The 24772-nt window shown below is 62.9% G+C and carries 22 protein-coding genes; 12 read left to right on the forward strand and 10 right to left on the reverse strand.

Annotated features, from left to right (window positions below; translation table 11 throughout):
• Positions 1-28: 28 nt before the first annotated feature.
• The 3 genes from GLX_RS12745 to GLX_RS12755 are packed head-to-tail and all read right to left on the reverse strand — an operon-like array spanning position 29 to position 4235.
• Positions 29-1252 (reverse strand): phosphoglycerate kinase, encoded by a 1224-nt coding sequence (locus tag GLX_RS12745; RefSeq protein ID WP_014106370.1) that lies wholly within the window; start codon positions 1250-1252, stop codon positions 29-31.
• The gene (gene gap, locus GLX_RS12750; protein WP_014106371.1) at positions 1252-2274 is read right to left on the reverse strand and encodes a type I glyceraldehyde-3-phosphate dehydrogenase; all 1023 of its coding nucleotides are present in this window, start codon (positions 2272-2274) and stop codon (positions 1252-1254) included. Before gap ends, GLX_RS12745 begins: the two co-directional genes overlap by 1 nt.
• Positions 2275-2306: 32 nt before the next feature.
• Positions 2307-4235 carry a transketolase-like TK C-terminal-containing protein gene (locus GLX_RS12755; protein WP_041247418.1) on the reverse strand — a complete coding sequence of 643 codons (1929 nt, stop codon included), beginning with the start codon at positions 4233-4235 and terminating at the stop codon, positions 2307-2309.
• A 133-nt stretch (positions 4236-4368) separates the two neighbouring features.
• On the opposite strand from GLX_RS12755, the gene GLX_RS12760 reads away from it, so the two are divergent.
• Positions 4369-4833 carry a hypothetical protein gene (locus GLX_RS12760; RefSeq protein WP_014106373.1) on the forward strand — a complete coding sequence of 155 codons (465 nt, stop codon included), beginning with the start codon at positions 4369-4371 and terminating at the stop codon, positions 4831-4833.
• 190 nt (positions 4834-5023) lie between these two features.
• Positions 5024-6307, forward strand: a complete 1284-nt coding sequence (gene hemA, locus GLX_RS12765; RefSeq protein WP_193360646.1) for a 5-aminolevulinate synthase — start codon at positions 5024-5026, stop codon at positions 6305-6307.
• A 217-nt stretch (positions 6308-6524) separates the two neighbouring features.
• Here the strand turns inward: hemA and GLX_RS12770 are convergent, their stop codons facing one another.
• A complete protein-coding gene (locus GLX_RS12770) occupies positions 6525-7313 on the reverse strand; it encodes a DsbA family protein (protein ID WP_014106375.1) in 789 nt (262 codons plus the stop codon).
• A 259-nt stretch (positions 7314-7572) separates the two neighbouring features.
• On the opposite strand from GLX_RS12770, the gene GLX_RS12775 reads away from it, so the two are divergent.
• From GLX_RS12775 to GLX_RS12785, 3 genes are all read left to right on the forward strand, one after another.
• Positions 7573-8985, forward strand: a complete 1413-nt coding sequence (locus tag GLX_RS12775; RefSeq protein ID WP_407927271.1) for a gamma-glutamyltransferase — start codon at positions 7573-7575, stop codon at positions 8983-8985.
• Positions 8986-9165: 180 nt separating this feature from the next.
• Entirely contained in the window at positions 9166-10212 is a 1047-nt protein-coding gene (recA, locus tag GLX_RS12780; protein ID WP_014106377.1) for a recombinase RecA, read from the forward strand.
• A 119-nt stretch (positions 10213-10331) separates the two neighbouring features.
• Complete coding sequence (locus tag GLX_RS12785) at positions 10332-10700, forward strand: hypothetical protein (protein WP_041247420.1); 369 nt, start codon at positions 10332-10334, stop codon at positions 10698-10700.
• Here GLX_RS12785 and GLX_RS12790 read toward each other — a convergent pair.
• Positions 10697-12019 (reverse strand): glycerate kinase type-2 family protein, encoded by a 1323-nt coding sequence (locus tag GLX_RS12790; protein ID WP_014106379.1) that lies wholly within the window; start codon positions 12017-12019, stop codon positions 10697-10699. The two genes, GLX_RS12785 and GLX_RS12790, sit on opposite strands and share 4 nt — an antisense overlap.
• A 296-nt stretch (positions 12020-12315) precedes the next feature.
• Between GLX_RS12790 and coaA the strand changes: the two genes are divergently transcribed.
• Entirely contained in the window at positions 12316-13296 is a 981-nt protein-coding gene (coaA, locus tag GLX_RS12795; RefSeq protein ID WP_081477939.1) for a type I pantothenate kinase, read from the forward strand.
• A gap of 290 nt (positions 13297-13586) precedes the next feature.
• Here the strand turns inward: coaA and aldA are convergent, their stop codons facing one another.
• Both aldA and GLX_RS12805 read right to left on the reverse strand, forming a co-directional pair.
• Positions 13587-15035, reverse strand: coding sequence for an aldehyde dehydrogenase (gene aldA, locus GLX_RS12800; protein ID WP_014106381.1), 1449 nt, complete (start codon positions 15033-15035; stop codon positions 13587-13589).
• Positions 15036-15182: 147 nt separating this feature from the next.
• The gene (locus GLX_RS12805) at positions 15183-15746 is read right to left on the reverse strand and encodes a ferritin-like domain-containing protein (protein ID WP_041247421.1); all 564 of its coding nucleotides are present in this window, start codon (positions 15744-15746) and stop codon (positions 15183-15185) included.
• 244 nt (positions 15747-15990) lie between these two features.
• Between GLX_RS12805 and GLX_RS12810 the strand changes: the two genes are divergently transcribed.
• Positions 15991-16668, forward strand: coding sequence for a GntR family transcriptional regulator (locus tag GLX_RS12810; protein ID WP_014106383.1), 678 nt, complete (start codon positions 15991-15993; stop codon positions 16666-16668).
• Between the two features lie 27 nt (positions 16669-16695).
• Here GLX_RS12810 and minE read toward each other — a convergent pair whose 3' ends face one another.
• From minE to minC, 3 genes are all read right to left on the reverse strand, one after another.
• Positions 16696-16974: a cell division topological specificity factor MinE gene (gene minE / locus GLX_RS12815; RefSeq protein ID WP_014106384.1), complete on the reverse strand. Its 279-nt coding sequence runs from the start codon at positions 16972-16974 to the stop codon at positions 16696-16698.
• Entirely contained in the window at positions 16974-17786 is an 813-nt protein-coding gene (gene minD, locus GLX_RS12820) for a septum site-determining protein MinD (RefSeq protein ID WP_014106385.1), read from the reverse strand. Before minD ends, minE begins: the two co-directional genes overlap by 1 nt.
• A gap of 111 nt (positions 17787-17897) precedes the next feature.
• The gene (minC, locus tag GLX_RS12825; protein ID WP_014106386.1) at positions 17898-18632 is read right to left on the reverse strand and encodes a septum site-determining protein MinC; all 735 of its coding nucleotides are present in this window, start codon (positions 18630-18632) and stop codon (positions 17898-17900) included.
• Positions 18633-18847: 215 nt separating this feature from the next.
• Here minC and fzlA point away from each other — a divergent pair, with 215 nt between their 5' ends.
• From fzlA to GLX_RS12850, 5 genes are all read left to right on the forward strand, one after another.
• The gene (gene fzlA, locus GLX_RS12830) at positions 18848-19516 is read left to right on the forward strand and encodes an FtsZ-binding protein FzlA (protein WP_014106387.1); all 669 of its coding nucleotides are present in this window, start codon (positions 18848-18850) and stop codon (positions 19514-19516) included.
• A gap of 4 nt (positions 19517-19520) precedes the next feature.
• Positions 19521-20756, forward strand: a complete 1236-nt coding sequence (locus GLX_RS12835) for a BaiN/RdsA family NAD(P)/FAD-dependent oxidoreductase (RefSeq protein WP_014106388.1) — start codon at positions 19521-19523, stop codon at positions 20754-20756.
• Positions 20756-22132: an MBOAT family O-acyltransferase gene (locus GLX_RS12840; RefSeq protein ID WP_014106389.1), complete on the forward strand. Its 1377-nt coding sequence runs from the start codon at positions 20756-20758 to the stop codon at positions 22130-22132. The genes GLX_RS12835 and GLX_RS12840 overlap by 1 nt, the downstream gene beginning before the upstream one ends.
• 251 nt (positions 22133-22383) lie before the next feature.
• Positions 22384-23772 (forward strand): replication-associated recombination protein A, encoded by a 1389-nt coding sequence (locus GLX_RS12845; protein ID WP_014106390.1) that lies wholly within the window; start codon positions 22384-22386, stop codon positions 23770-23772.
• Entirely contained in the window at positions 23769-24746 is a 978-nt protein-coding gene (locus GLX_RS12850; RefSeq protein ID WP_014106391.1) for an RluA family pseudouridine synthase, read from the forward strand. Before GLX_RS12845 ends, GLX_RS12850 begins: the two co-directional genes overlap by 4 nt.
• The last annotated feature ends 26 nt before the right edge of the window (positions 24747-24772 follow it).

Below are 24772 nucleotides of genomic sequence, written 5' to 3' on the forward strand. Positions count from 1 at the left end.
AGCGCCCGGAAGTGTTTATGATTTGCCTTCAGATTGGCATGGCGCGTTCAAAGATGCTTTCCAGCGCCATGATGCCTGGTAGCGTCTTGCCTTCCATCCATTCAAGGAAGGCGCCGCCAGCACTCGAGATGTAGGAGATATGCTTCTCCACCCCCGCATGACGCAGGGCGGAGACCGTATCGCCGCCACCGGCAATGCTTTTGAGCGCGCCCGCATCGGTCAGGCGGGCGACTTCCTGCGCCACCGCGTTGGTTGCGGCATCGAAGGGCGTGATCTCGAACGCACCCAGCGGGCCGTTCCAGACCAGCGTTTTCAGGGTGGCGATCTTCTGATTGATCAGCATGACCGTCTCCGGCCCAACATCCAGCATCATCGCATCGGCCGGGATGGCGCTGACCGGCACGGTTTTGGTTGGCACGTTGGCCTGGAAGTCGGTCGCGGTCACGGCATCGACCGGCAGCACGATCTCGCAGCCCTTGTCTTTCGCCTTGGTCATGATGGTGCGAGCGGTGTCATGCATGTCCGCTTCCTGTAGCGACCGGCCGACATTTACGCCCTGTGCCGCAAGGAAAGTGTTGGCCATGGCCCCGCCTATGATCAGCATGTCCACTTTTTCAAGCAGGTTGCCGATCAGGTCGAGCTTGGTGGAGATCTTGGCACCGCCCACAATGGCCCCCACCGGACGGGCAGGGTTTTCTAGCGCGATGTTGAGCGCGTTGAGTTCCGTCTCCATCAGGCGACCGGCGAATGAAGGCAGCAGGCGCGCCACCCCTTCGGTCGAAGCATGGGCGCGGTGCGCTGCTGAAAACGCATCGTTCACGTAGTAATCGGCCAGGGCTGCGAACGCCTTGGCCAGTTCGGGGTCGTTCTGCTCCTCACCGGGGTAGAAGCGGGTGTTTTCCAGCACCACAACGTCGCCATCCTGCATGGCGGCTACCGCCTGTTGTGCCTTGGGGCCGATACAGTCATCGACAAAGGTGACCGGACGGCCCAGCGCATCCCCCAGCGCATCGGCAATGGGACCGAGCGACATTTCGGGAACCGGCCTGCCCTTTGGGCGGTCGAAGTGACTGACCACGATCACCTTCGCACCCTTCTGCGCCAGTTCCTGTATGGTGGGCAGCAGGCGCATGATACGGGTTGCATCGGTAATCTGGCGGTTCCGCACGGGAACATTCAGGTCAGCGCGCAGGAGAACCTTCTTGCCAGCGGCATCAAGGCTGTCCAGCGTCTTGAAGGAAGTGGCGGCCATTACAGCGCCCCGAATACGGCGGCCGTGTCGGCCATGCGGTTGGAGAAGCCCCATTCATTGTCGTACCAGCTGCAGATGCGTACCAGCCTGCCGCCATCGATCACCGCCGTCTGGGTGGCATCGAACGTGGAGGACGCGATCGAGTGGTTGAAGTCGGTGCTGACCAGTGGTGCTGTATTGTAGGCAAGAATGCCCTTGAGCGGCCCGGATTCGGATGCCTTGCGTACGGCCTCGTTCACGGCCTCGACGGAGGACGGGGCAGTCTTGGGTACGAAATCAAGCGAAACCAGCGAGACATTGGGCGTGGGTACGCGGATGGCGGTGCCGTCGAGCTTGCCCTTGAGGTGCGGTAGCACCAGGCCCACGGCGCGGGCGGCCCCGGTGGAGGTCGGGATCATGTTCAGCGCCGCACCGCGTGCGCGGCGCAGGTCCTTGTGCAGGGTGTCCACCGTGCGCTGGTCACCGGTATAGGAATGGATGGTGACCATGTAGCCGCATTCGATGCCGAACGCATCATCCAGCACCTTGGCCACGGGGGCTAGGCAGTTTGTGGTGCACGAGGCGTTGGAGATGACGGTCATGTCCGGCGTGAGCACATCCTGATTCACGCCGAATACGATGGTGGCGTCCACGCCCGATGCCGGGGCAGACACGATCACCTTGCGCGCACCTGCCTTGATAAGCTGGGCGGCCTTTTCCTTGTCGGTAAAGCGGCCGGTGCATTCCAGTGCCACGTCAACACCTTGGAAGGGCACCTTCGTCGGGTCGGCTTCGGCCGAAACGGTGATGGGGGCGTAGGTGCGGCCATTGGCGGTGATGATGATCTGGTTGCCGTTCACCTTCACATCGGCGGGAAAGCGGCCGTGCACGCTGTCATAGGACAGCAGGTGTGCGTTATCTTCCACACTGCCGAGGTCATTGATGGCAACGGGCACGACATCCGTGCGACCGCTTTCGATAATGCCACGCAGCACGAGGCGACCAATGCGACCAAAACCGTTTATTGCGACTTTAACAGCCATTTTCTTATTTTCTCCGTAAGGGTCAGACATGTTCACACACTGGCATCGACCGATGCCATTCCGGGTGGAGGCGCGCCGTTTCCTCCCGTGGTTCCAGGCTGGGTATCGGACAGGGGATTGACCAGCCGCATGGCATCGCGACAGATCCGTTCCGGTGTGATGTCAGCCGGGCTGCCGGGCTGGTCCAGGGATGCCCCGAACCCGTCAATGCCAACAAACAGTCCGTCCGCGCCAAGCCAGCGTTCCCATCCAAATCCCGATGCGGCCTCTATCCCGATCCGGGGTGCTGTTCCTAGCACGGTGGCACGATACGTCATTTTTTGGGCGGCGAACAGTTCCCAGCATGGAAGGGATATGACCGCCGCTGCAATACCTGCCTCCTTCAACAGTTTGCGTGCTGCAAGCGCCACGATCGCCTCATGCCCGGTGGCGACAAGCGTAACCTGCCGTGCGCCCTGTGCTTCTGCCAGTACATAGCCACCGCGCGCGCACAGGTTGGTTAGTCCGTGCAGTTCGCGCTCGGGAGCGGGCGCGCTCAGGATGGGAGTGGATTCCAGTGTAAGCAGGCTGGGACCGGTAGTGCGGCGCAGGGCCAGTTCCAGGCATTCCATGGTCTCGCGGTGGTCGGCGGGGCGGAAAACCGCCATGTTGGGCATAGCGCGCAGGCTGGCAAGCTGTTCCACCGGCCGGCCACCGCCAGCGCTGTCGCTGCTGGGCAGGTTGTCATCGGTCAGCAGGTAGATCACCTGCTGGTCGGTCATGGCGGCGTAGCGTAGGGCGGGGCGCATGCGGTCCACCGCGATGATGGTGGAAGCCCCGAACGGTAGCAGTCCGCCATGTTGCGCTATGCCGTTGAGCAGGGCGGCCATGCCATGCACCTGCGTGTTGCAGTTCAGTTCCACATCTCCCCCGCCGCGCCGGCTGGCGGACAGGTCGGCCGCCATGCCCTGGCGTGAGCGCAGGCAGATCAGTTCAGGTAGCAGTTCGTGCAGGGTCTCGAGTCCCCGCCGTGCTGCGAAAGCGGAGGAGACACGGGCAATCGCGGCCCCTTCCTCCCGCCATGAGCGCTGCCAGTCGGGTTGCCAGAAGGCAGGGCGCTGGTTGCGGGTCACACGTTCGAATTCCGCCTTCTGCCGGTCCTTGAGCAGTCGGCGCAGCCATGAGCGCCGGGCACTTGCCCCGCGTCGCGCGGCCCCTGCCCACAGACCGGGATCATCGATGAATGGCGGAAGCGGCCCGGTCTCTGGCGTGGCGATGCAGGCGATCAGACAGGGCTTGTGCGTACGCTGCGACGAGGCGATGACAGCGGCGATCTGCTCGGGATTGCCCGCATCAACCTTGCGCACGGACCAGCCTGATGCGCTGTAGCGCGGCAAGATGGCATCCACCTGCTCACGCTCGCTCTGCCACAGGCCCACCACCAGAGTGACACGGTCCAGCGCAAGTTCGCCCGCCAGGGCCGCTGTTTCCAGCGCGACCCCGGTAGAGAGTTCCGTCCAGCACCCCAGCGCCCAGATGCGGTGGTTGACCAGGGAGCGGCCAAAACGGGCTGCAAGCCTGTATTCGGCCAGGGCCATGCCGATGGCTGCTCCCAGCCCCTGCCCGTTGGGGCCACAGGCCTGGCGTTCATGCGCGGGCGGCGCGGGGTGGGCGCCATGCGGGGGTTGGGGGGCCTGCCCGGACAGTTCGGCCATGATGGCAGGCAGCACGCGGTAGCGGGGGGAGGAGACGACAAAGCGGTCACGGTCCGGCCATTCGGGGCTGGCGGGATCGAAACGGAGGAAGCGACTCCACAACACCGCACAGAAACCGGCCATGACCCGCGCATGCGGGGCGTAACGCCGGTCGGGTTCATGGATACCTATGGCGTGGCGGATTGCCGCAATCAGGCGCCCGGGCATGGTGGGGGGCTCGGGCGTTTTATCATCGGGCAGGGAGGCGCAGGCTTGGTCTTCTGGCATCGGCATCGTCCATGTGTCGCGGCAGGATCGGTTGGAGCCACACAGCTTGTACTAATGCGCCGCGCGCATGGCGGCAACATTGCAATGTTGCCTACTATGCCCGGTGGGGGGGATACTGTATCGGTAACGGGCCATGCACCACCGCCATGCCCGTCCTGTCTGCCATGCCGTTCTTGCCGTCGCCCTGTGCCTGCCGGTGCTGGGCGGGTGTGCGCTGATTAGCCAGAAAACCTTCAACCGCCATGCCGGTGATCCGCCCCGGCTGCCTCTGGCGCCACCGCCGCCCGTGCCGGGCATGGACCGCCCTGCGCTCGTCACCATTGTGGCCGGCACGCCCGACAGCCAGTGGCGGCCTGCGGTCAGGGCGGCCGTGGTCGATGCGCTGGCGCGCAAGCCCAACGCCCTGTTCACCATTGTCGTGAATGTGCCCGACAGGGCGGACGGCACGCCGGGTGACATGTCCGGGGTCGTGACTGCAAGTGGTCGGCCTGTCCTGCAGGCGGTCATGGATGCGGGTGCGGGTAGCGATCAGGCCGAGATGGATGCCCGTACCATCTCATCTGGCAGTGCAACGCAGGTCTGCATCTACGTCGAGTAGCGGAATGCGGTTTTGCAATTATCACCTCCGTCATGCAATAAATACGTGCCTGTTGGTGATGAACAGCCAGCAATAGCGCTATGTGGCAGGAAAATACGCACCTTGCCTGAAAGGTCATGCCGGTGCATGGCCGTAATGAATGAAACCCCCGCAGCCAGCCAGCGGGTGGTGTGCATGGAGAAAAGCAGTAGTGTCCAGTAATCATGTGGATGGGCATCCGTTCTTCCGGTTCTGCCGCACGGCACTGGAAAATATCCGCGCACAGGGCCGATACCGGCAGTTCACCCCGCTGTCACGCCAGGCCGAGCGGTATCCGCTGTATGACCAGCCCGAAACGGTGGCGACCGCAGCCACTCCCGCCTGCCCGCAGGACAGGGAAGTGGTGGTCTGGTCTTCCAACGACTATCTGGGCATGGGCGTTGATCCCGTTGTGGTGGAAGCGGCCATTCAGGCCATCCATGAACATGGCGCCGGTGCTGGTGGCACGCGTAACATTGCGGGAACCAGCCCGGTCCATACTGCGCTGGAAGCCGAACTGGCCGAGTTGCACGGCAAGGAAGCGGGGCTGCTGTTCATATCGGGCTATGTGTCCAACCAGGCATCGCTGCAGACCCTCCTGACGAGCATGCCCGGCTGGATCTGCTTTTCGGACCGGCTGAACCATGCCTCCATGATTGCGGGCATCAAGGGCGCGCGCGGGTCAACCACCGTCATCTACGAACATAACGACCTGGCCGACCTGGAAGCCAAGCTTGCCGCGGCCCCCGCCGATGCGCCCAAGCTGATCGCGTTCGAGAGCGTGTATTCCATGGATGGCGATATATCCGACATTGCCGCCACCTGTGCGCTGGCGCGCAAGTACAATGCCATGACCTACCTGGATGAAGTCCATGCCGTGGGTCTGTATGGCGCGCAGGGCGGTGGCGTATCGCAGCGTGATGGCGTGGCGGATCAGGTGGACATTATCGAAGGCACGCTGGCCAAGGGGTTTGGCGTGCATGGCGGCTACATCACCGCTTCAAGCGATATTGTGGAGTACCTGCGCCTGTCCGCCTCGGGCTTCATCTTCACCACGTCGCTGCCGCCTGCGGTAGTGGCTGCGGGCCTGGCCAGCGTGAAACAGGTGCGCAAGGATGGTTGGCGGCGCGAGCGCATGTTCGAGCGTGTCAACACCTTCCGCGACAAGCTGCGCAAGGCGGGCGTGCCCTTTACCATGACGCCAAGCCACATCGTGCCGATCCCGGTTGGCAATGCCGAGCGCTGTCGTGAACTGAGCGATCGGCTGCTCAATGAGTACGGGATCTATGCCACCCCCATAAACTATCCCACCGTGCCGCATGGCACCGAACGCCTGCGCCTGACACCGGGGCCATATCATACCGACCAGATGATGGATGACATGGTGGCGGCACTGGGTCATCTGCTGCGTCTCAATGACCTGACAGAGGGGGCACCCGTCGCTGCCATGGCCTGAGCCTGCCTTGCAGGCCCGGCATGGAGCACAAAGGCTGGCCGCATCAGGCTTCCAGCCTTTGTCTTCTGCCGGGCTATTTTTCTGGGATGTTCTGGAAGGCTGTTTGACGCAACCTGCTGATAAAAAGAATAAAAGTTTCCGAGTATCGCCTTTTTTTAAAAAGACACCGTTTTTACGATTTTAGCATGGGGCTGGGTTGGGCTTTCAGGTGCCGCTGTTAGCGGCTTTGTGCGATGGCTTTTTTCAGATCGTCATAGCCAACGGCTCCGGGAATGATCTGACGGGCGTTGAACACGAAAGTCGGCGTGCCATCCAGTCCGATGGCGCGGGCCAGTTCCATGTTGGCCTGCAGGATGGCAGTGACCTTTGCGCCATTCATGTCCGTGGCCAAGGTGGTGGCGTTTAGGCCAGACTGGGTGGCAAGCGTGCGCATGCGCTCAACCGTGGGCGAGGCGGAATCGCCCATCACAGCCGCCTGCATGCGGAAATAGGCGGCCTGCCCCCCCTGCACGAAAGCCGCCACCAGCGCCTGTGATGTGATCAGGCTGCCCTGACCCAGTACGGGAATGACCTTCTCCACGATACGCAGGTCCTTGTCCTCACGCGTAAGGCGGTCCAGGTCGGGCAGCACCTTGCGGCAATAGGGGCAGCGCGGGTCATAGAATTCAACCACCGTGGTATGTCCCTGCGGGTTGCCCAGTATGGCATCGCTGGCGGCGGGGGTGAGCAGGTCGGCGCGGTGGCTTTCCAGCGCGCCGCGAGCCGCATTCTGCTGGGCTGCGTTGGCGTTGCTGCGCAGGGCGGCAATGGCATCGGACAGGATGGTGGGATCGGTCCTGAGCGCGTTGCGCATGATTGCCACGATTTCCTGCCGCTGGGCGGGGGTAAAGCTCTCGGCGGGATCGGCGGCGTGGCCAGTGTCGGGCATGGCGACCATGACTGCCCCCATGGCCAGCAGGGCGTGCAGCAGGCGCGGACGGTACCGGCGGGGAGAAATGAATGTCACGGGTTTGCTCCGTTGTCATGTCGCGATAGGGTGTTTGTGTAAAGGAACGGACACGAGAAAGGAATGGGGCATGGTAGGCTGCCTACTGGCATGCCTGTTGCCCATGGACTTCAAGGCCGCTAAGCCGTAACGGGTCTGCGGCGATCGCATAAGCCGTTTGATGAATTTGAGCCGACCTGCCATTGGAGAAGCGTGCGTGCCTGAGCATTCGATAACACCTGTCGCCCGCCGGTACGTGCGTACTGCGTTCTCGGTGGTCATGGCCATTTCGGTTACGGGGTGTTCCCTCAACAACTATTCCCCTGTGAAGATCGTGTCGCACATGTTCGGGCCGTCCCCCGGTGCGCTGATCGGTACCGTCTCGGCTGATGAGCCGGAAGCGACACTGGTGGGCCGCGACATCCTGCAGCGCGGTGGCAATGCGGCAGATGCGGCGGCGGCAATGGGCATGGCGCTTTCGGTCACGCTGCCCTCACGCGCTTCGCTGGGTGCGGGCGGGGCCTGCCTTGCCTACAGGCCGGGTGACCAGAATGGCGGTCGGGCGTTCATGTTCCTGCCGGTCGCAGGTACGGTTGCAGCCACCGGCATGCCGCGCGTCGACCGCCCCGCCGCAGTGCCCATGATGGCGCGGGGGCTGTACCTCATGCACCTGCAATACGGCTCGGTCGCCTTTTCCGAACTGCTGCCCGATGCGATCTCGCTTGCATCGCACGGTATCAATGTAAGCCGCCAGCTTGCGGGCGACCTTGCGGCCGTGCAGGGGCCGCTGCTGGCCGATGCGGGCATACGCGCCGTCTTCAGCCGTTCGGATGGCAAGGCGCTGGCCGAAGGCGATGCGCTGGTGCAGACGCACTTGTCCGGCGCGCTGGACCAGATCCGCAGCATGGGGGTGGGCGACCTGTATAACGGGGCGCTGGGGCAGTCCTTCATCGCGGGTAGCCAGGGGGCGGGGGGTGGTCTGCTGATGGCGGATATGCGCGGGGCCATACCATCGGAGCAGATGCCGCTTGTCCTGAACAATGGCGAGACACAGGTGGCCTTCCTGCCCCCACCCGCTGATGGCGGGCTGGGCAGCGCGGTCGCTTTCCGTAGCGCTGCATCATCCGATGCCGCGACCCGCGCGCAGGGTGCCATCGCGGCATGGCGCGCCCAGAACGGCACGGCCAGCAGTGCCACGACCGGTTCCGCCACGGCACAAGGCTTGGTGGCGCGCGCACAGGCCTTTGTCAATGCAGGTGGCGGCACGGGGGGCGGCCTGCCTTCGCTGCCGGCTTCCACATCGTTTACGGTGGTGGACCATGCCGGTATGGCCGTGGCGTGCAGCCTGAGTATGGACAACCTGTTCGGTACGGGCCGGATGGCGGGCAATACGGGTATCGTGCTGGGTGCCTCCCCCGCGCGGCTGCCGCAACCGCTCTATACGGCTGCCATTGCCAGCCAGGGCCATGCCTTCCGTGCAGTGGCCGCCGGGTCAGGGCAGAATGATGCCGCTGCTGCCGTTGGTATTACCATGCGCAATGTGTTGGCGGGTCAGGTGCCAGACGCACATCCCGTAACGGCACAGGGGCGCGTGAACGCCATATCCTGCCCGCATGGCCTGCCGGGTGATGCGGCGAGCTGCGTTGCCGCAACCGATCCGCGTGGCGCGGGGCTGGCCATGGGGCCGCGTTAGGCTGGCGTTTTTATGCCCGGGCGGCATTATTGACGACGTGGGGCAGGGCGGCGCCATTGTAAATGGTCCCGTTTTGTTCCATATTGTAGTGCATGATGCATCGCCTGTCCCGCGCAGGTGGTGGCGGGCAGGTGGCCCGTTTTCGATTTCATCTTCCTCAAGCAGCAGGATAGGCACGTAATGGCACAGGCTCCGGGTATCGACAAAAGTAAGGCCCTGGAAGGGGCGTTGAGCCAGATCGAACGCGCGTTTGGCAAGGGATCGATCATGCGCATGGGCGAGCGGCCCAGCGAACAGGTTGATGTCATTTCAACCGGCTCCCTTGGTCTTGATATTGCACTGGGTATTGGCGGATTGCCGCGCGGTCGCATTGTTGAGATCTATGGCCCGGAAAGTTCGGGCAAGACCACCATGGCATTGCATGCCATTGCCGAAGCCCAGCGCAAGGGCGGTACCTGCGCTTTCATTGATGCGGAACATGCGCTTGATCCGGGTTATGCCCGCAAACTGGGCGTGGATGTGGACAACCTGCTGATCAGCCAGCCTGATGCGGGTGAGCAGGCGCTGGAAATTGCCGACACACTCGTGCGTTCCGGTGCAATCGACGTGCTGGTGGTCGATAGCGTGGCCGCCCTCGTGCCGCGTGCCGAGCTTGAAGGCGACATGGGTGATAGCCATGTGGGCCTGCATGCGCGTCTGATGAGCCAGGCGCTGCGCAAGCTCACCGGTTCGGTCTCGCGCTCCAACACCATGCTGATCTTCCTCAACCAGATCCGGCTCAAGATCGGCGTGATGTTCGGCAGCCCCGAGACCACGACGGGAGGTAACGCGCTGAAGTTCTATGCTTCCGTGCGCATGGACATCCGCCGTATCGGTTCGATCAAGGACAAGGACGAGGTTACGGGCAACCAGACGCGCGTGAAAGTGGTCAAGAACAAGATGGCCCCTCCCTTCCGCCAGGTTGAATTCGACATCATGTATGGTGAAGGGATCAGCAAGGTTGGCGAACTGATCGACCTTGGGGTCAAGGCCGGTATTGTCGAGAAGTCGGGGGCCTGGTTCTCGTGCGATAGCCAGCGCATTGGGCAGGGACGTGAGAACGCCAAGCAGTTTCTGCGTGACCACCCGGAAATGGCGGCCGATATCGAACGCCGCGTGCGCGAGCAGGCCGGCGTTGTGGCGGAAGCCATGCTGGTCGGTCCTGATGAGGAAGGCGGCGAGGCTTGATACCCCGGACAGGCCCGGTTAAGGCAAGCTGAGAACTGTCCCCGCACCCGGCCACAAGCCGCAGGGGCGGGGCAAGGGATAAAGCAGGGGGATGGGCCGGGATGAGACCGCGTCTTGCAATGGTTGGATTGCTGGCCTGCCTTGCGGCCTGTAGTGCCGGGCAGGACGACAATAATGATCCGGCCGATGTGGATGAGGCGCCTCGCCCACTTGGCCACCGTACTGGTGGCCATCATGTCTCTCATGCCAGCGCTGCGCTGCGCCCGCTTTCCCATCACCTGCCAAAGCCGCCCGACCCGGGTGATGAGGCCGGGACAGAGCCGTATCACACACCGCCGGATGCAGCGGCAATGCAGATGATCTCGTCAGGCTACGATCCCAATCAGGCGGGTGATGATGACGGCCCGTCTGATAGTGATGACGGCAAGCACTTTGTGGTGCCGGACACGCAGGTCAGCTACGGGCGCAAGCCCGGACAGTCCAATTAAAGTACCAGCACCGCCCGGATATCATTCACGTTGGTCAGCGTGGGACCGGTCATGATCAGGTCCCCCGTGGCACGGAACAGGCTGTAGCTGTCATGCCCGCGCAGGTAGTGGCGCGGGTCACAGCCCTGTGCGCGGGCGCGTTGCAGGGTATCGGGGGTAATGAGCGCACCTGCCGCATCCTCCGTGCCGTCAATGCCGTCACTATCGGCGGCAATGGCCCATATTCCCACGTTACTCTGTAATGTCAGCGCCATGGACAGCAGGAACTCGGTATTGCGTCCGCCGCGCCCCGGTGGCGGCCCGGCGGGGTTGATCGTGACCGTTGTTTCCCCGCCCGACAGGAGTACGGCCGGTGCGCCTACAGGCAGCCCATGCAGGCGGGCGGACAGGGCAATGCCCGCCATGAGCGTACCTGCATCACGGCTTTCGCCTTCCAGCGCATCTCCCAGCATCAGTGGTGTAAGCCCGCATTCGCGTGCGGTTTCGGCTGCGGCCTGTAGCGCCATGAACGGGGTGGAAATCAGGGTGTAGCGGTTGCGCGGGGACAGCGTACGGTCGGTTGGGGGCTGTCTCAACACCTTTTCCACCGCATCGGGCACCTTCAGCCCATGGTGGTGCAGGATGGACAGGGCATCGGCTGCCGTGGTGGGGTCGGCCACCGTCGGCCCGCTGGCGATGGTGAGCGGATCGTCGCCCGGCACATCGCTGATCGCCAGCGTGATCACACGGGCCGGGGCCGCTGCCGCAGCAAGGCCGCCGCCCTTTATGGCGGACAGGTGGCGGCGCACCACGTTCATGTCGCGTATGCTGGCCCCACTATGGAGCAGGGCGCGGTTGATGGTGCGGATATCCTCCAGCGTCACGCCATCGCGCGGGCATTCCATCAGGGCCGACCCGCCGCCTGAAATCAGGGCGATGACCAGATCATCTCCCCCCAGCCCCGCAACAGCGGCCAGCATGGCGCGGCCTGCCGTCTCGCTGCGGCTGTCGGGCATGGGATGGCCGGCTTCCAGCACACGGATGCGTCGTGTCGCGGTGCCATGCCCATCGCGCGTGACCACGCAGCCGGACAGGGCGACATCCGGCCATGCCTGTTCCAGTGCCGCCGCCATGGAGGCGGCAGCCTTGCCCGCGCCCACCACTACGCATTTCCCCTTTGGCGGTGGCGGCAGGTAGCGGGCCAGAACCCTGGCGGGCATGGCGCTGTCTATGGCGGTATCCAGAATGCGGCGTAATGCCGCGCGCGCGCGTTCATCTGTCCAGCCGATTGTGGTCAGGTCGCGTTGCGGGGCAGGGAAGGGTGGGGTCTGCTCGTTCATCTGGGTCTGTGGCTCCTGTGGCAGGGGTCTGACCGGGCACGATTACGGTGTGTAACGCGCGATGGCACCACAGCATGCGCGCGCGTGCCTGCGTTCCGTTTCATACTACTCAGAGCAGGATGGAGCGGTGTGTTACAATTGTCACGTCTGTATCAGGATACAGGAAAGCGTGCGACCTGACGCCGTTGCACACGCTAATTTGGGGTGCGCCGGTCTGGATTGGCACGGGTGATGGTGATACGCGCCAGAAGGTCTGTGCTTCCTGCGCGGGCACCACAGCAGAAAGGAACAAGGGCATGGAGAACTGTGTGCTGGACGCGGCGCGTCCTGTCCTCTCCACGCATCCTTCCCCCGGCATGGTGCAGCCTTACATGATCTTTCCCCGCCCCGAATGGGCGGCGTTGCGTGCCAATGTGCCGCAATCGCTGGGGGAGGCGGATATCGCATCGCTGCGCGGACGGAACGAGCCGGTCTCGCTGGAGGATATAAGCGAGATTTATCTGCCGCTGTCGCGCCTGCTCAACTTGCATGTCATGGCAAGCCGTGGGCTGAACAACATGGTCAAGAGCGCCTTCATGGGCGCGCCCGCCGTGACCACGCCGTTCGTGATCGGTATTGCAGGCAGCGTGGGGGTGGGCAAGAGCACGTTCGCCCGCCTGCTGCAGGCCGTGCTGGCGCGCTGGCCGGACCATCCCAATGTGGCGCTGGTCACCACGGATGGCTTCCTGCATTCCACGCGGGAGCTGGAGGCGCGCAATCTCATGCACCGCAAGGGCTTTCCCGAAAGTTATGACCTGCGGCAGATGATCGCCTTCCTTGGCGCGCTCAAGGCGGGGGAGCACAACCTGCGCGTGCCCGTTTATTCGCATGAAGCGTATGATATCGTGCCCGGTCGTTATCAGATAATCGACCAACCCGATATCCTGATCTTCGAGGGGCTGAACGTCCTGCAGACCGTGTCTGAACAGCCGTTCATGGCCTCTGACTTCTTTGACTTCTCGATCTATCTCGATGCCGATACCCAGGTGATCGAGGACTGGTATGTCAAACGCTTCATGCTTTTGCAGCAGACAGCCTTCCACAAGCCCAACTCCTATTTCCAGCACTATGCCGACCTCTCGCCACAGGAGGCCGAGCGCAAGGCGCGGGATATCTGGCGGCGGATCAACCTGCCCAACCTACGGCAGAATATCCTGCCCACGCGCGAACGCGCGCGTGTAATCATGCATAAAAGCCCGAGCCATGCGATTGATACCGTGTGGATGCGCCAGATCTGAGATTGGTACGGACATCAAAGGTTTTTCGGGTGTCGCCTTTTTTCAAATAAAGTGACGTTCCCTGAAGCTTTTCGGGAAAAGCTCCACCAAAAACTTCTTTATGACCGGTCCGGTTCCCAAAGGCGGGCTTTTTGAAAAATGTCCGTGCCGGCCAGATCCATCGGGAATGGGATTGCCATCGGCGCTCTCGCGCGGTGCGTAGGCGCGGCGCATTGGGCGCAACTAACCAGAAAACAAAGGCGGCCCGGATCGCTCCGGGCCGCCATGGTGTGTAACCATGCGTATGTGGTTCAGGCGTTCAGGTAGACAGTCTTGGTATCGACATAGGCCTCAAGGCCGTACTGCCCATCCTCCCCACCCAGGCCGCTATCGCCATAACCGTGGTGGAAGCCCTGTGCTGCTTCACCACCTTCGCGGTTGACGTAAATCTCGCCAAAGTTGAGTTCAGCGGTCATCCGCATGATGTATTTCAGGTTCTGCGTGAACATGTAGGCGGACAGACCATAGCGGGAATTGTTGGCCTGCGCGATGGCATCATCAAAGTCCCGGACGCGGATGAGCGACAGCACAGGGCCGAACACCTCATTGCGTACGATGTCCATATCCTCCTTCACGTTGGTCAGTAGCGTGGGGGCATAGAAATTGCCCTTGTCGTACTCGCCGCCTGTCAGGCGTCTGCCGCCCAGTTCCACCTTCGCACCCTGCTCGACAGCACGGCGGACCATATCGTCCACCTTCTTCAGTTCGTCGGCACTGATCTTGGGGCCCATGTCGGTGCTGTCATCCAGCGGGTTACCGGTTTTCAGCGCCGCTACCTTCGTATGCAGGCGCTTGAGGAATTCGTCATATACGGCAGTGTGCACATAAGTGCGCTCATTGGCGGTGCAGACCTGCCCGCAGTTCATGAAGCGCGCGGCCACGGCGGCATTCACGGCGGCATCGATATCCGCATCTTCCATGACAATGAAAGGCGCCTTGCCACCCAGTTCCAGCCTCACTTCCTTCAGCCCTTCCGATGCGGCGGCCATGATCTTGCGCCCGGCCGGGGTGCTGCCGGTCATGGTGATGAGCTTCGTGATCGGATTGACCACCAGCGCGTTGCCCACGATGGCGCCACCGCCGGTCACTACATTGAATACGCCTTTGGGGAATCCGGCCTCTACCGTCAGTTCCGCAAGCGCAAGGGTGGCGAGTGGTGTCAGTTCATGCGGTTTTATGACAAAGGTGTTGCCTGCCGCTATGACCGGTCCAAGTTTGCGCGCGGTTAGCGCCAGCGGAAAATTCCATGCCGAGATCCCGGCCACCACGCCATGGGGAATTTTCTCGATCAGGATCTTCTCGCCCGGCCGACTGCCGGGAATGATGTTGCCCTCAAGCCTGCGGACGTTCTCGGCGGCGAAGCGGATGAGCTGGATGGCGAAATTGACCTCGATGCGGGCTTCCTTCAGCGGCTTACCATTTTCGGATGTGATGATGCGGGCCAGTTTTTCCGCATCGCGCCGGATCAGTTCGATCAGACGGTACAGGTAATCCGCCCGCTCGGTCGCCACCAGCCGACTCCAGGCGGGAAAGGCGTCGCGGGCCGTATGCAGGGCACGTTCCACATCGGCTTCGCCCGCTATGGCCACTTGGGCCAGTACTGCGCCGGTAGCGGGGTTTTTGATGGTGTCATGGTCTGGATTATCGGCTCTGGTCCATTCACCACCGATGAACAGATCGTAGGTTTTCAGCTCAGCCATTGGTAACGGGTCTCCGTTGGTTGGTGTGGGGAAAGGCCCTGCATCCCGCCGTCCTGAACACGTAAGGATATCCTCTGCCCCCTTGGCTGGGGGCAGAGGATGGGCCGACGCGGAAAGGGACAGACAGGAAGGGCGTGCGTGGAGGGATCAGGTCAGGAAGGGACGGCCCTCATGCGCAACAAGAAGGTCGTGCATATCGGTTGCGTGCTCTTCCTCCTCGGCCAGGATTTTTTCGAGCATGATGCGCGTGGTGGGATCATGGTCGGCAAAGTAGCGGATCAGTTCGCGGTAATGTTCGATCACCAGCCGTTCGGCCACCAGGTTCTGGCGTACCATCTCGATCAGGTTGCCACCCTTGCCATATTCGCTGGCCGAGCGTGTGGCCAGCCCTTCGGGGGAGAGGTTGGGTACACCGCCCAGTTGGTCGATACGCTCTGCCGCCCACATCATGTGGGCGCGCTCTTCCTTGGCATGGGTGGCAAATTCGGCACCCACGCTTTCGCTGGTAATTCCCTCGACGGAAATGGAATGCATCGTGTAGCGTAGAACACACACAAGTTCGGTTGCCACCACGGTCTGCAGCAGGTCGATCGCCGTTTTGACATCTCCCTGGTAGGCAGGGGTCAGTGCCCCTTTTTCGATTGCCTTTTTTGCGCGCTCACGCAGTGTCTGCACATCGGTCAGGAAAGTGTTTTCACCAGCATTGGTCATGGTGTGCCCCTTGTCAGTTCCACGTGCGCGACAGGGCAAGTGCCTGTTGCAGATCATTGCTGGAGTAACGGAACCATGGGGAACGGGTTCCCCAAAACGATGGTGACCATGGCAAATCCGGCGTGAAACGGGGGAAATACGTTAAAAATGGCTTTTTCTCCCTGTTCAGGCGTTGCCATTCACGACCAGACCATTATTGATCCGTATTAATAAGACCTATTTGTATTAAGGATGATTGAACGGCATGGTCGCATTCACCTCGGCCCAGTTTGACAAGCTCCCACGTCGCGCCCTGAGTGAGGAAGCCTATGAACATGTGCGCCGTGGGCTGATCCGTAGCCGGTACCGTTCGGGTGAACGCCTGGTCCTGCGGCCGCTTGCGGCTGAACTGGGGCTAAGTCCGACCCCGGTGCGCGAGGCGCTGCTACGCCTGGTGTCCGAGCATGCGCTGGAACTCAATGATCGCAACACCGCCGTGGTGCCCGCCATGACCCAGCGCAGCTTTGCCGAAATCCATGACCTGCGCGTGGATCTGGAAATGCGCCTTGCCGCCGCCGCCGCCCAGCGTGCGACCGAACATGGCATCGAGGCGCTGGTCATTCTCCAGCATCAGTTCATGGATGCCTCACGCGCGCGTGATGATGGCGGCATGGCCGCCTTCAATGCCGATTTCCATACAACGGTGGCGACCATTGCCGAACTGCCGCTTACGGCCACGATCCTGCGCAACCTGTGGATGCGGATTGGCCCACTCTACGCGCTGTCACGCCCCATGGTCCAGAGCGAGCATGAAGGCCGCACTCACCCGCATGATGATCTGATCGCAGCCTTGCGCCAGCGCGACGTGACCGCGGCCCAGCTTGCAGTCACGCGGGATTTCGAGCATGCCCGCCGCTGGATCGAACCCCGCCTGTCGTCCTGACGGTGAGGGGCGGGGGCCCCTGCGCGCCTAGCGGTGGCCGGGGGACTTGATCTGCGGCACCTCGATGTCGATCTCAAGCATCGAGACGGAATTGCCCCGGTCCAGCTTGACCTGCACCTTGTCCTGATCAACGGGAATGTGCCGCTTGATCACTTCGAGGATTTCGGCATGTAACTTGTTAAGCAGGTCGGATTCATCTCCGTCGTTGCCCGTGCGCTCGTGCGCCAGCAAAATCTGCAGGCGATCGCGGGCCACAGGTGCGGATGTTTTCGTGCTGCGCCCGAAAAAAGAGTCGAACAGGCCCATCAGCTTTTCCCCTTGAACAAGCGCGCGAGCAGGCCCTTGCGTTCTGTCGGCACGGTAACTTCAAGCTTTTCGCCTTCCAGCCTGCGCGCGGCTTCCATATAGGCGCGGGCGGGCGGGCTGTCGGGGCTGCTTAGGGTAACCGGGGCGCCAAGATTGGAGGCGCGCAGCACTTCCTCGCTTTCGGGAATGATGCCCAGAAGCGGGATTGACAGGATTTCCAGCACATCTTCGATCCGCAGCATCTCGCCACGGGCGGCGCGTGCCGGGTCGTAGCGGGTCAGCAGCAGGTGCTTCTCGATCTTGCCACCACCCTTCGCCTTCGCGGTCGTGCTGTCGAGCATGCCGATGATGCGGTCACTGTCGCGCACGGACGAAACTTCGGGGTTGGTCACCACAATCGCATGGTCGGCATGGTACATGGCCAGTTGCGCGCCGCGCTCGATCCCGGCCGGGCTGTCACAGATCACCCAGTCGAACTTCTCGCGCAGTTCCTGCATCACCTTGGCCACGCCTTCGGCGGTCAGGGCATCCTTGTCGCGTGTCTGCGATGCGGGAAGGATGGACAGGGTCTCGACCCGCTTGTCACGGATCAGGGCCTGCGCGAGCTTGGCCTCGCCTTGGATTACGTTGATCAGGTCGAACACGACCCGTCTTTCAGCGCCCATGACCAGGTCAAGGTTGCGCAGGCCTACGTCAAAATCGACCACAACCACGTTCTGCCCGGTCTGTGCCAGTGCCGCGCCCAGGGCCGCAGTGGAGGTTGTCTTGCCAACACCACCCTTGCCTGATGTGACAACCAGCACTTTTGCCATGGGGGTGGTTCCTTGTCCGCTTTTGGGGGGTGTTTTCTTGTTCATGAGCTGATGGATACGCTTTGATGGAGGTGGGCACGCGGATGGCGCGACGGGGATGGGGGTGGGCTGTCAGGCTTTTCGCCCGGGAAAGGCAGGCGCTACAAGCGGCTGCACGACAAGTGTGTCATTTGTAAGAATGATCTGTGCTGGTTTTTCAACATAGCGGGGATCGATTTCTTCGGCCGTAATGTAATATCCGTCGATGGCAAGAAGTTCGGCCTGCATGGAATGGGCAAAGATACGTGCATCGGGCTGGCCGTTCATGCCCGCGATCGCACGCCCCCGCAACGGGCCATAGACATGGATTGACCCACCGGCGGTGATCTCCGCCCCCGACCCCACGGAACCGAGGATGATGATATCCCCATCCGGGTTCATGATCACCTGCCCCGAACGGATTGGCTGCTCAATGATCATGGAAGAGGCGCGCGGCACCTCCGCCCCTGGTGGGGCGGCATCATCGGGTATGTCCACCGCGCCGGAGGCGCGCCCGCCCATGAAACCCGCCGGCCAGTCCCACTGCGCACAGGCGGCCCAGCCGGGATCGCCGCCTTCTATGCCGATGATGCGGATGCCGCGCGCACACAGCGCGGGGTAGAGTTCCGCCAGGCCTTCGGTATCGGCCGCCAGCAGGGAAAGGTCCAGAATGACCGGCTTGCCGGCAAAGAACGTGCTGGAGCGGGCAATCTGTGCATCCAGCCCGGCCAGCCAGTCCGCCAGCATGGGTTCGGGGGTGAGCACCAGTGCCAGAAACGACCGGCCGCGTGCACGGATTTTTGGTGTGGGGCGCAGTTCGTCTGGCAACGTGATCCTGTCCTGATATGGTGGGTGGGCATGCTTTTCGGCTATCGTGCCATGCCCGGACCGTGGTGGGAAGGTTAGCTTATTATATTAAGGCAAGCCTTGGGGGCCGCACACTCCATTCCTGCACTTTACAGGTATGTTTTTGCATGGGGATCAGGCCCCTGGCACGCAGTATGGGCTTGGCGAATGGTGGGACAATGGAATAAAGCGGAAATATGCGTATTCTGTACCATCTCCCCCTTTCGCCCTATTCCCGCAAGGTTCGTCTGGTGCTGGGTGAAAAACGCCTGCCGTTCGAGCTCAAGACCGAGCGGGTATGGGAGCGCCGCCCGGAATATCTTGACCGCAACCCCGCCGGCACGGTGCCCATGCTGCAGGAGGAGAATGGCCTGTGCATACCCGATTCGTGGGTGATCTGCGAATATCTGGAGGAAGCCTATCCCGACACTCCCCTGTTGGGCCGCACGCTGGCTGAACGGGTGGAAGTGCGCAGGCTTGTGGTGTGGTTTGACGAGAAATTCGGCCGCGAGGTCTCGTGCAGGCTGCTCAATGAAAAGGTGATGAAGCGCATTTCCGGTCGGGGTAACCCCGATGGCGCGACCCTGCGTATGGCCTATGGCAATATCCGCACCCACCTTTCCTATATCGACTGGCTGGCGGAAACGCGGCAGTGGCTGGCGGGTAACATGCTGTCCATGGCGGATTTTGCCGCCGCTGCCCACCTGTCGTGCCTCGACTTCCTTGATGATGTGGACTGGGCGCGCGCGCCTGCGGCCAAGGACTGGTACGCGCGCGTGAAAAGCCGCCCGTGTTTCCGCTCCCTGCTACAGGACCGCATGACCGGCTTCAACCCGCCCGCCCATTATGCGGACCTGGATTTCTAGCGCCATGACATTTCAGGCTGCGGCTGGTTTCGACGCCATCGTGCTGGGGGCCGGGGCAGCGGGTCTTATGGCCGCCGCAACAGCGGGGCAAGGGGGCGCGCGCGTCGTGGTGGTGGACCATGCGCAGCATGCCGGGCGCAAGATCCTCATCTCTGGTGGGGGGCGGTGCAATTTCACCAACATGGATGCGGGGGCGGGACAGTTCATCTCCGCCAATCCGCATTTTGCCAAGTCGGCACTGGCCCGTTTTACCCCGGCCGATTTCGTAGCCATGGTCCAGCGTCACCGCATTCCGTGGCACGAGAAGGCGGCGGGTCAACTGTTCTGCGACCGTTCGGCGCGCGATATTGTGGACATGCTGCTGCGCGAATGCCTGAACGGACAGGTGACCATGCGCCTGTCGCACCGCATCATCGACGTATCGCGTGATGCGGCGGGCCATTACCGGGTTGAGACGGACCATGGCGTGTTCCATGCCCCCAGCCTGATTGTGGCGACCGGCGGGCTGTCGATTCCCAAACTGGGGGCAACGGGGCTTGCGCATGACCTGGCCCGCCGCTTCGGGCTGCGTGTGGTGGCACCCGCACCCGCGCTGGTGCCGCTGACCTTCGGCGCGCAGGACCGCGAATGGATGGAGCCGCTGGCCGGCCTGTCCGCCACGGTTGGCATTACCTGCCATGCGGGTGAAGGCCGGCAGGCACGGCAGGTTACGTTTCGCGATGGCATGGTCTTTACCCATCGCGGCCTGTCTGGTCCGGTTATCTTGCAGGCGTCATCGTACTGGCAGCCGGGGCAGGCGGTTGATATCGACCTGCTGCCCGGCATGGACGCGGCGGCCCGGCTGCTTGAGATCAAGCGCGACCGCCCGCGCGCGGGCAGTGTGGCCATGCTGTCCATGCTGCTGCCCCAGCGTCTGGCCCAGTTGTTTGCAGGCCAGCACCTGCCGGAAGGGCAGCTTGCGGGCATGCCGGATGCGGTTCTGCTCAATATGGCGCGGGTGCTGTCCGTCTGGCGGCTCAACCCCCATGGCACCGAAGGTTACGTCAAGGCCGAGGTCACGCGCGGCGGGGTGGATACGGACTGTCTTTCCTCGCGTGATATGGAAGCCCGCGATGTGCCCGGCCTGTTCATGGTGGGCGAGGCGGTGGACGTGACCGGCTGGCTGGGTGGTTACAATTTTCAGTGGGCATGGGCCAGTGGCCGTGCGGCAGGGCAGGCGGTAGCGGAACGCCACGGCTGATGCTGTTTGCCTCCCAGCCTTTTCTTCTGGTGTTCCTGCCAGTGGTGCTGGGGCTTTATTATGCCGTGGCCGCAAGCCGGGCGGCGCGGCAGGGTGTGGTCATCGGTGCATCCCTTGTCTTTTACGGGCTGTGGGACTGGCGGTTTGTGCCCTTCCTGCTTGGTCTGACCGGCTTCAACCAGCTGGTGGCCATGGCATGGGGGCGCACGCGTTGGCGTGGCTGGCTGTGGAGCGGTGTCTGGTGCAACCTGGGGGTCCTGTTCGGTTTCAAATACATGGATTGGCTGGTGGGGGTGGTCTTTCAGGTGCTGGGGCGGGTGCATACGCCGTGGCCTGTCATCCTGCCGCTCGGGCTGTCGTTTTTCGTGTTCCAGAAAATCTCTTACCTTGTCGACCTGGGGCGCGGGCAGGCACGGGTTTACCGTCTGGCGGACTTTGTGGAATTCGTGACGTTCTTTCCCCAACTTGTGGCCGGGCCTATCGTGCGACACAACGAACTGATCCCGCAATTCGATGCCAGCCCGCGCAATGGCCACATGTGGGCTAACCTTGGGCAGGGTGGCCTGCTGGTATTGGTGGGGCTGGGCAAGAAGGCAGGACTGGCGGATACGCTGGGCGATGTGTGCACGCCGGTGTTCGCCGCGGCAGCCAGCGGCCATGCGCCAGGACTGGGGGCGGCATGGCTGGCGGCAGTGGCCTACATGCTGCAGATCTATTTCGATTTTTCCGGTTATTCGGACATGGCCATCGGCATGGCGCTGATGATGGGCATCCGCCTGCCGTTCAATTTCAATGCGCCCTACAGGGCGGTTTCGGTGCGTGATTTCTGGCGGCGGTGGCATATGACCCTGTCACGCTTCCTGCGCGATTACCTCTACATCCCGCTGGGTGGCAACCGCTGCAAGCCTGCTCGCCAGGTATGCAATGTGATGGTGACCATGGCCCTTGCAGGCGTGTGGCATGGGGCAGGGTGGACGTTCGTGCTGTGGGGCCTGCTGCATGGCGCGGCACTGGCGGTGGCGCATGCGTGGGAGCGGGCGGGTATGTCCATGCATCGCCTTGCGGGACAGGCACTGACCCTGCTGTTCGTGCTGCTGACATGGGTTGTGTTCCGTGCCGGCAGCCTGCCTGTAGCAGGCAGGGTGCTGGCGGGCATGACTGGCGCGCACGGCATGGGCCTCGCTCCGGCCAGGCATCCGCTGGTGCTGGCGCTGGCCGCCGTGATGGCGTTGGTGGGGCCTGCGTCGCAGCAGGTGGTGCTGGAACATATACGGCCTACGCCATGGTTGGCGGTGGGGGCGGGCGTGGCCTTCGTGCTGCTGATATTCCTGATCGGAGGCCGCCCGCCAGAGCCGTTCATCTACTTTCAGTTCTGACAAGTCACTGACAGGAAATAATAAAAGTTTTTGGGTGCCGCCTTTTTTCAGAAAAGTAGTGGCTTCCGGGCTTTCCGTGACAGTTATTCCTTCAAAACCCAGTCCTGACCCGCAGCATGTTCCCCGTGGTATTGCAGGCGTGTGGCGGTGTTACAGCGTGTATTGTACCCACAGGACTGGTATTGGGATGTGATATATCCCACCTAGAATGATTGGTCCCACATGGGGCTGCATGGCACAGGCAGGAGCACATGGCAGGCAGGCGCGACAGCATGGATAATGGCCCGGCAGACCTGTTTGGCGCGCCGCCCCTACAGCAGGCAGAACGGGGGCCGATGCCCTTTCCCGCCTCTTCCCACGCCGCACCGGCGCGCACCCAGCCGCTGGCCGACCGCCTGCGCCCGGCCACGCTTGATGACGTGGTGGGGCAGGACCACCTGCTTGGGCCTAATGGCAGCCTGCGGCAGATGCTTGCACGCGGTTCGCTGGCCAGCCTGATTCTGTGGGGCGGTCCGGGTGTGGGCAAGACCACCATCGCCCGCCTGCTGGCCAATGCGGCAGGGCTGCGTTTTGTCCAGCTTTCGGCCGTGTTTTCCGGCGTGGCTGACCTCAAGCGCGCGTTCGAGGATGCACGGCGCACCAGTGCCAGTGGTGGCGGGACGCTCCTGTTCGTTGATGAAATCCACCGCTTCAACCGCGCGCAGCAGGATGGTTTCCTGCCGGTGGTGGAAGATGGCACTGTGGTGCTTGTGGGCGCCACGACGGAAAACCCGTCCTTTGCGCTGAACAGTGCGTTGCTGTCGCGCTGTCAGGTTCTGGTATTGCACCGGCTGGATGACGCGGCGATGGAAAAACTGCTGGAACGCGCCGAAACCACGACCGGCACGCCCCTGCCGCTTACACCCGAAGCCCGCGCCACCCTGCGCGCCATGGCAGACGGCGATGGGCGTTACCTGCTCAACATGGTCGAGCAGCTTCTGGCCCTGCCACCGCAGAAGGCTCCGCTGGACCCTGCCCGCCTGTCCACCCTGCTGGCCCGACGCGCGGCGTTGTATGACAAGGACCGGGAGGAGCATTACAACCTGATCTCCGCGCTGCATAAATCCATGCGTGGCTCGGACCCGGACGCGGCGCTGTACTGGTTTGCCCGTATGCTCGAAGGTGGTGAGGACCCGCGTTACATCGCCCGCAGGTTAACCCGCTTCGCTGCCGAGGACGTGGGCATGGCTGACCCCCACGCCCTGCCGCTGGCGGTGGCGGCGTGGGAAACGTTCGAGCGCCTGGGCTCGCCCGAAGGCGAACTGGCCCTGGCGCAGCTTGTGGTGCATCTGGCCACCGCCCCCAAATCCAATGCGGTGTACAAGGGTTACAACATGGCCCGCAAGGCCGCCCGCGCCACCGGCAGCCTGATGCCACCGGCCCATATCCTCAATGCGCCCACCACGCTCATGAAGGATATTGGCTACGGCAAGGGTTATGAATACGACCATGATGCGCAGGGCGGCATATCGGGTCAGAACTACTTCCCCGATGGCATGCGCCGTCCCAAATTGTACCAGCCCACCGATCGCGGATATGAACGTGAAGTGGCGCGACGACTGGACAGTTGGAACAGAGTGCGCGAAAGCCGTGGGTCATGAGTGTCGTTACCCTTACCGTCAGCGATGACGAAGCCGATATCCGCCTCGACCGCTGGTTCCGCAGGCATTATCCCCACCTTACGCAGGGCGCGCTGCAAAAGCTGTGCCGCACGGGGCAGGTGCGCGTGGATGGCAGGCGCGCCACCGCCGCCACCCGCCTTGAGCCGGGGCAGGCGGTGCGCGTGCCGCCCATACCCAATGCGAACCGCCCCCCGCCACTGGCAGTCAGGCCGCTGGATGAGCGGCAGGTGCGCGAGATCAATAAAATGGTCATCTATCGCGATGACCATGTGATCGTGCTCAACAAGCCTGCGGGCATCGCGGTGCAGGGTGGGCCGGGCATCACGCACCATATCGACGCGTTGCTTGATGGCCTGCGCGAAAACCCCGATGACCCGCGGCCGCGTCTGGTCCACCGCATTGACCGCGATACGTCCGGCCTGTTGCTGGTGGCCCGCACGCCCGGCGTCGCGGCGAAGCTTGCGGCAGCCTTCCGTGGGCGTGACGTGCACAAGGTGTACTGGGCGGTTGTTGTGGGCCGACCCAGCCCGGCCACGGGCATCATCGACCAGCCACTGACCAAGCTGGGTGCCGGGGCCGGCGCCATCAGCGTAGTTGCCGAACGGGGCGACCCCGATGCGGTGCATGCCCTGTCGGAATACGAGGTGCTGGACGCGGCGGCACGCAAGATGTCATGGCTGGCGCTTTCGCCCCTGACCGGGCGCACCCATCAGTTGCGCGTGCATTGCGAGGCACTGGGCAACCCCATTCTGGGGGACCCCAAATACGGTGGCGACGCCGCCCACGTGGCAGGCTTTGCCGACCGGCTGCACTTGCATGCCCGCAGGCTGGAACTGCCGCACCCCGCAGGTGGCACGTTGGTGGTGGAAGCCGATCTTTCGCCCCACATGCGTGAGACCTTCCGCCAGATCGGCTTTGACACACCCGCAGCCCAAGCCCCCCGCCGCAGCTAGGGAACGGCAGCCAATGCTACAGGACA

Source organism: Komagataeibacter medellinensis NBRC 3288, from assembly GCF_000182745.2.
GTDB lineage: Bacteria > Pseudomonadota > Alphaproteobacteria > Acetobacterales > Acetobacteraceae > Komagataeibacter > Komagataeibacter medellinensis.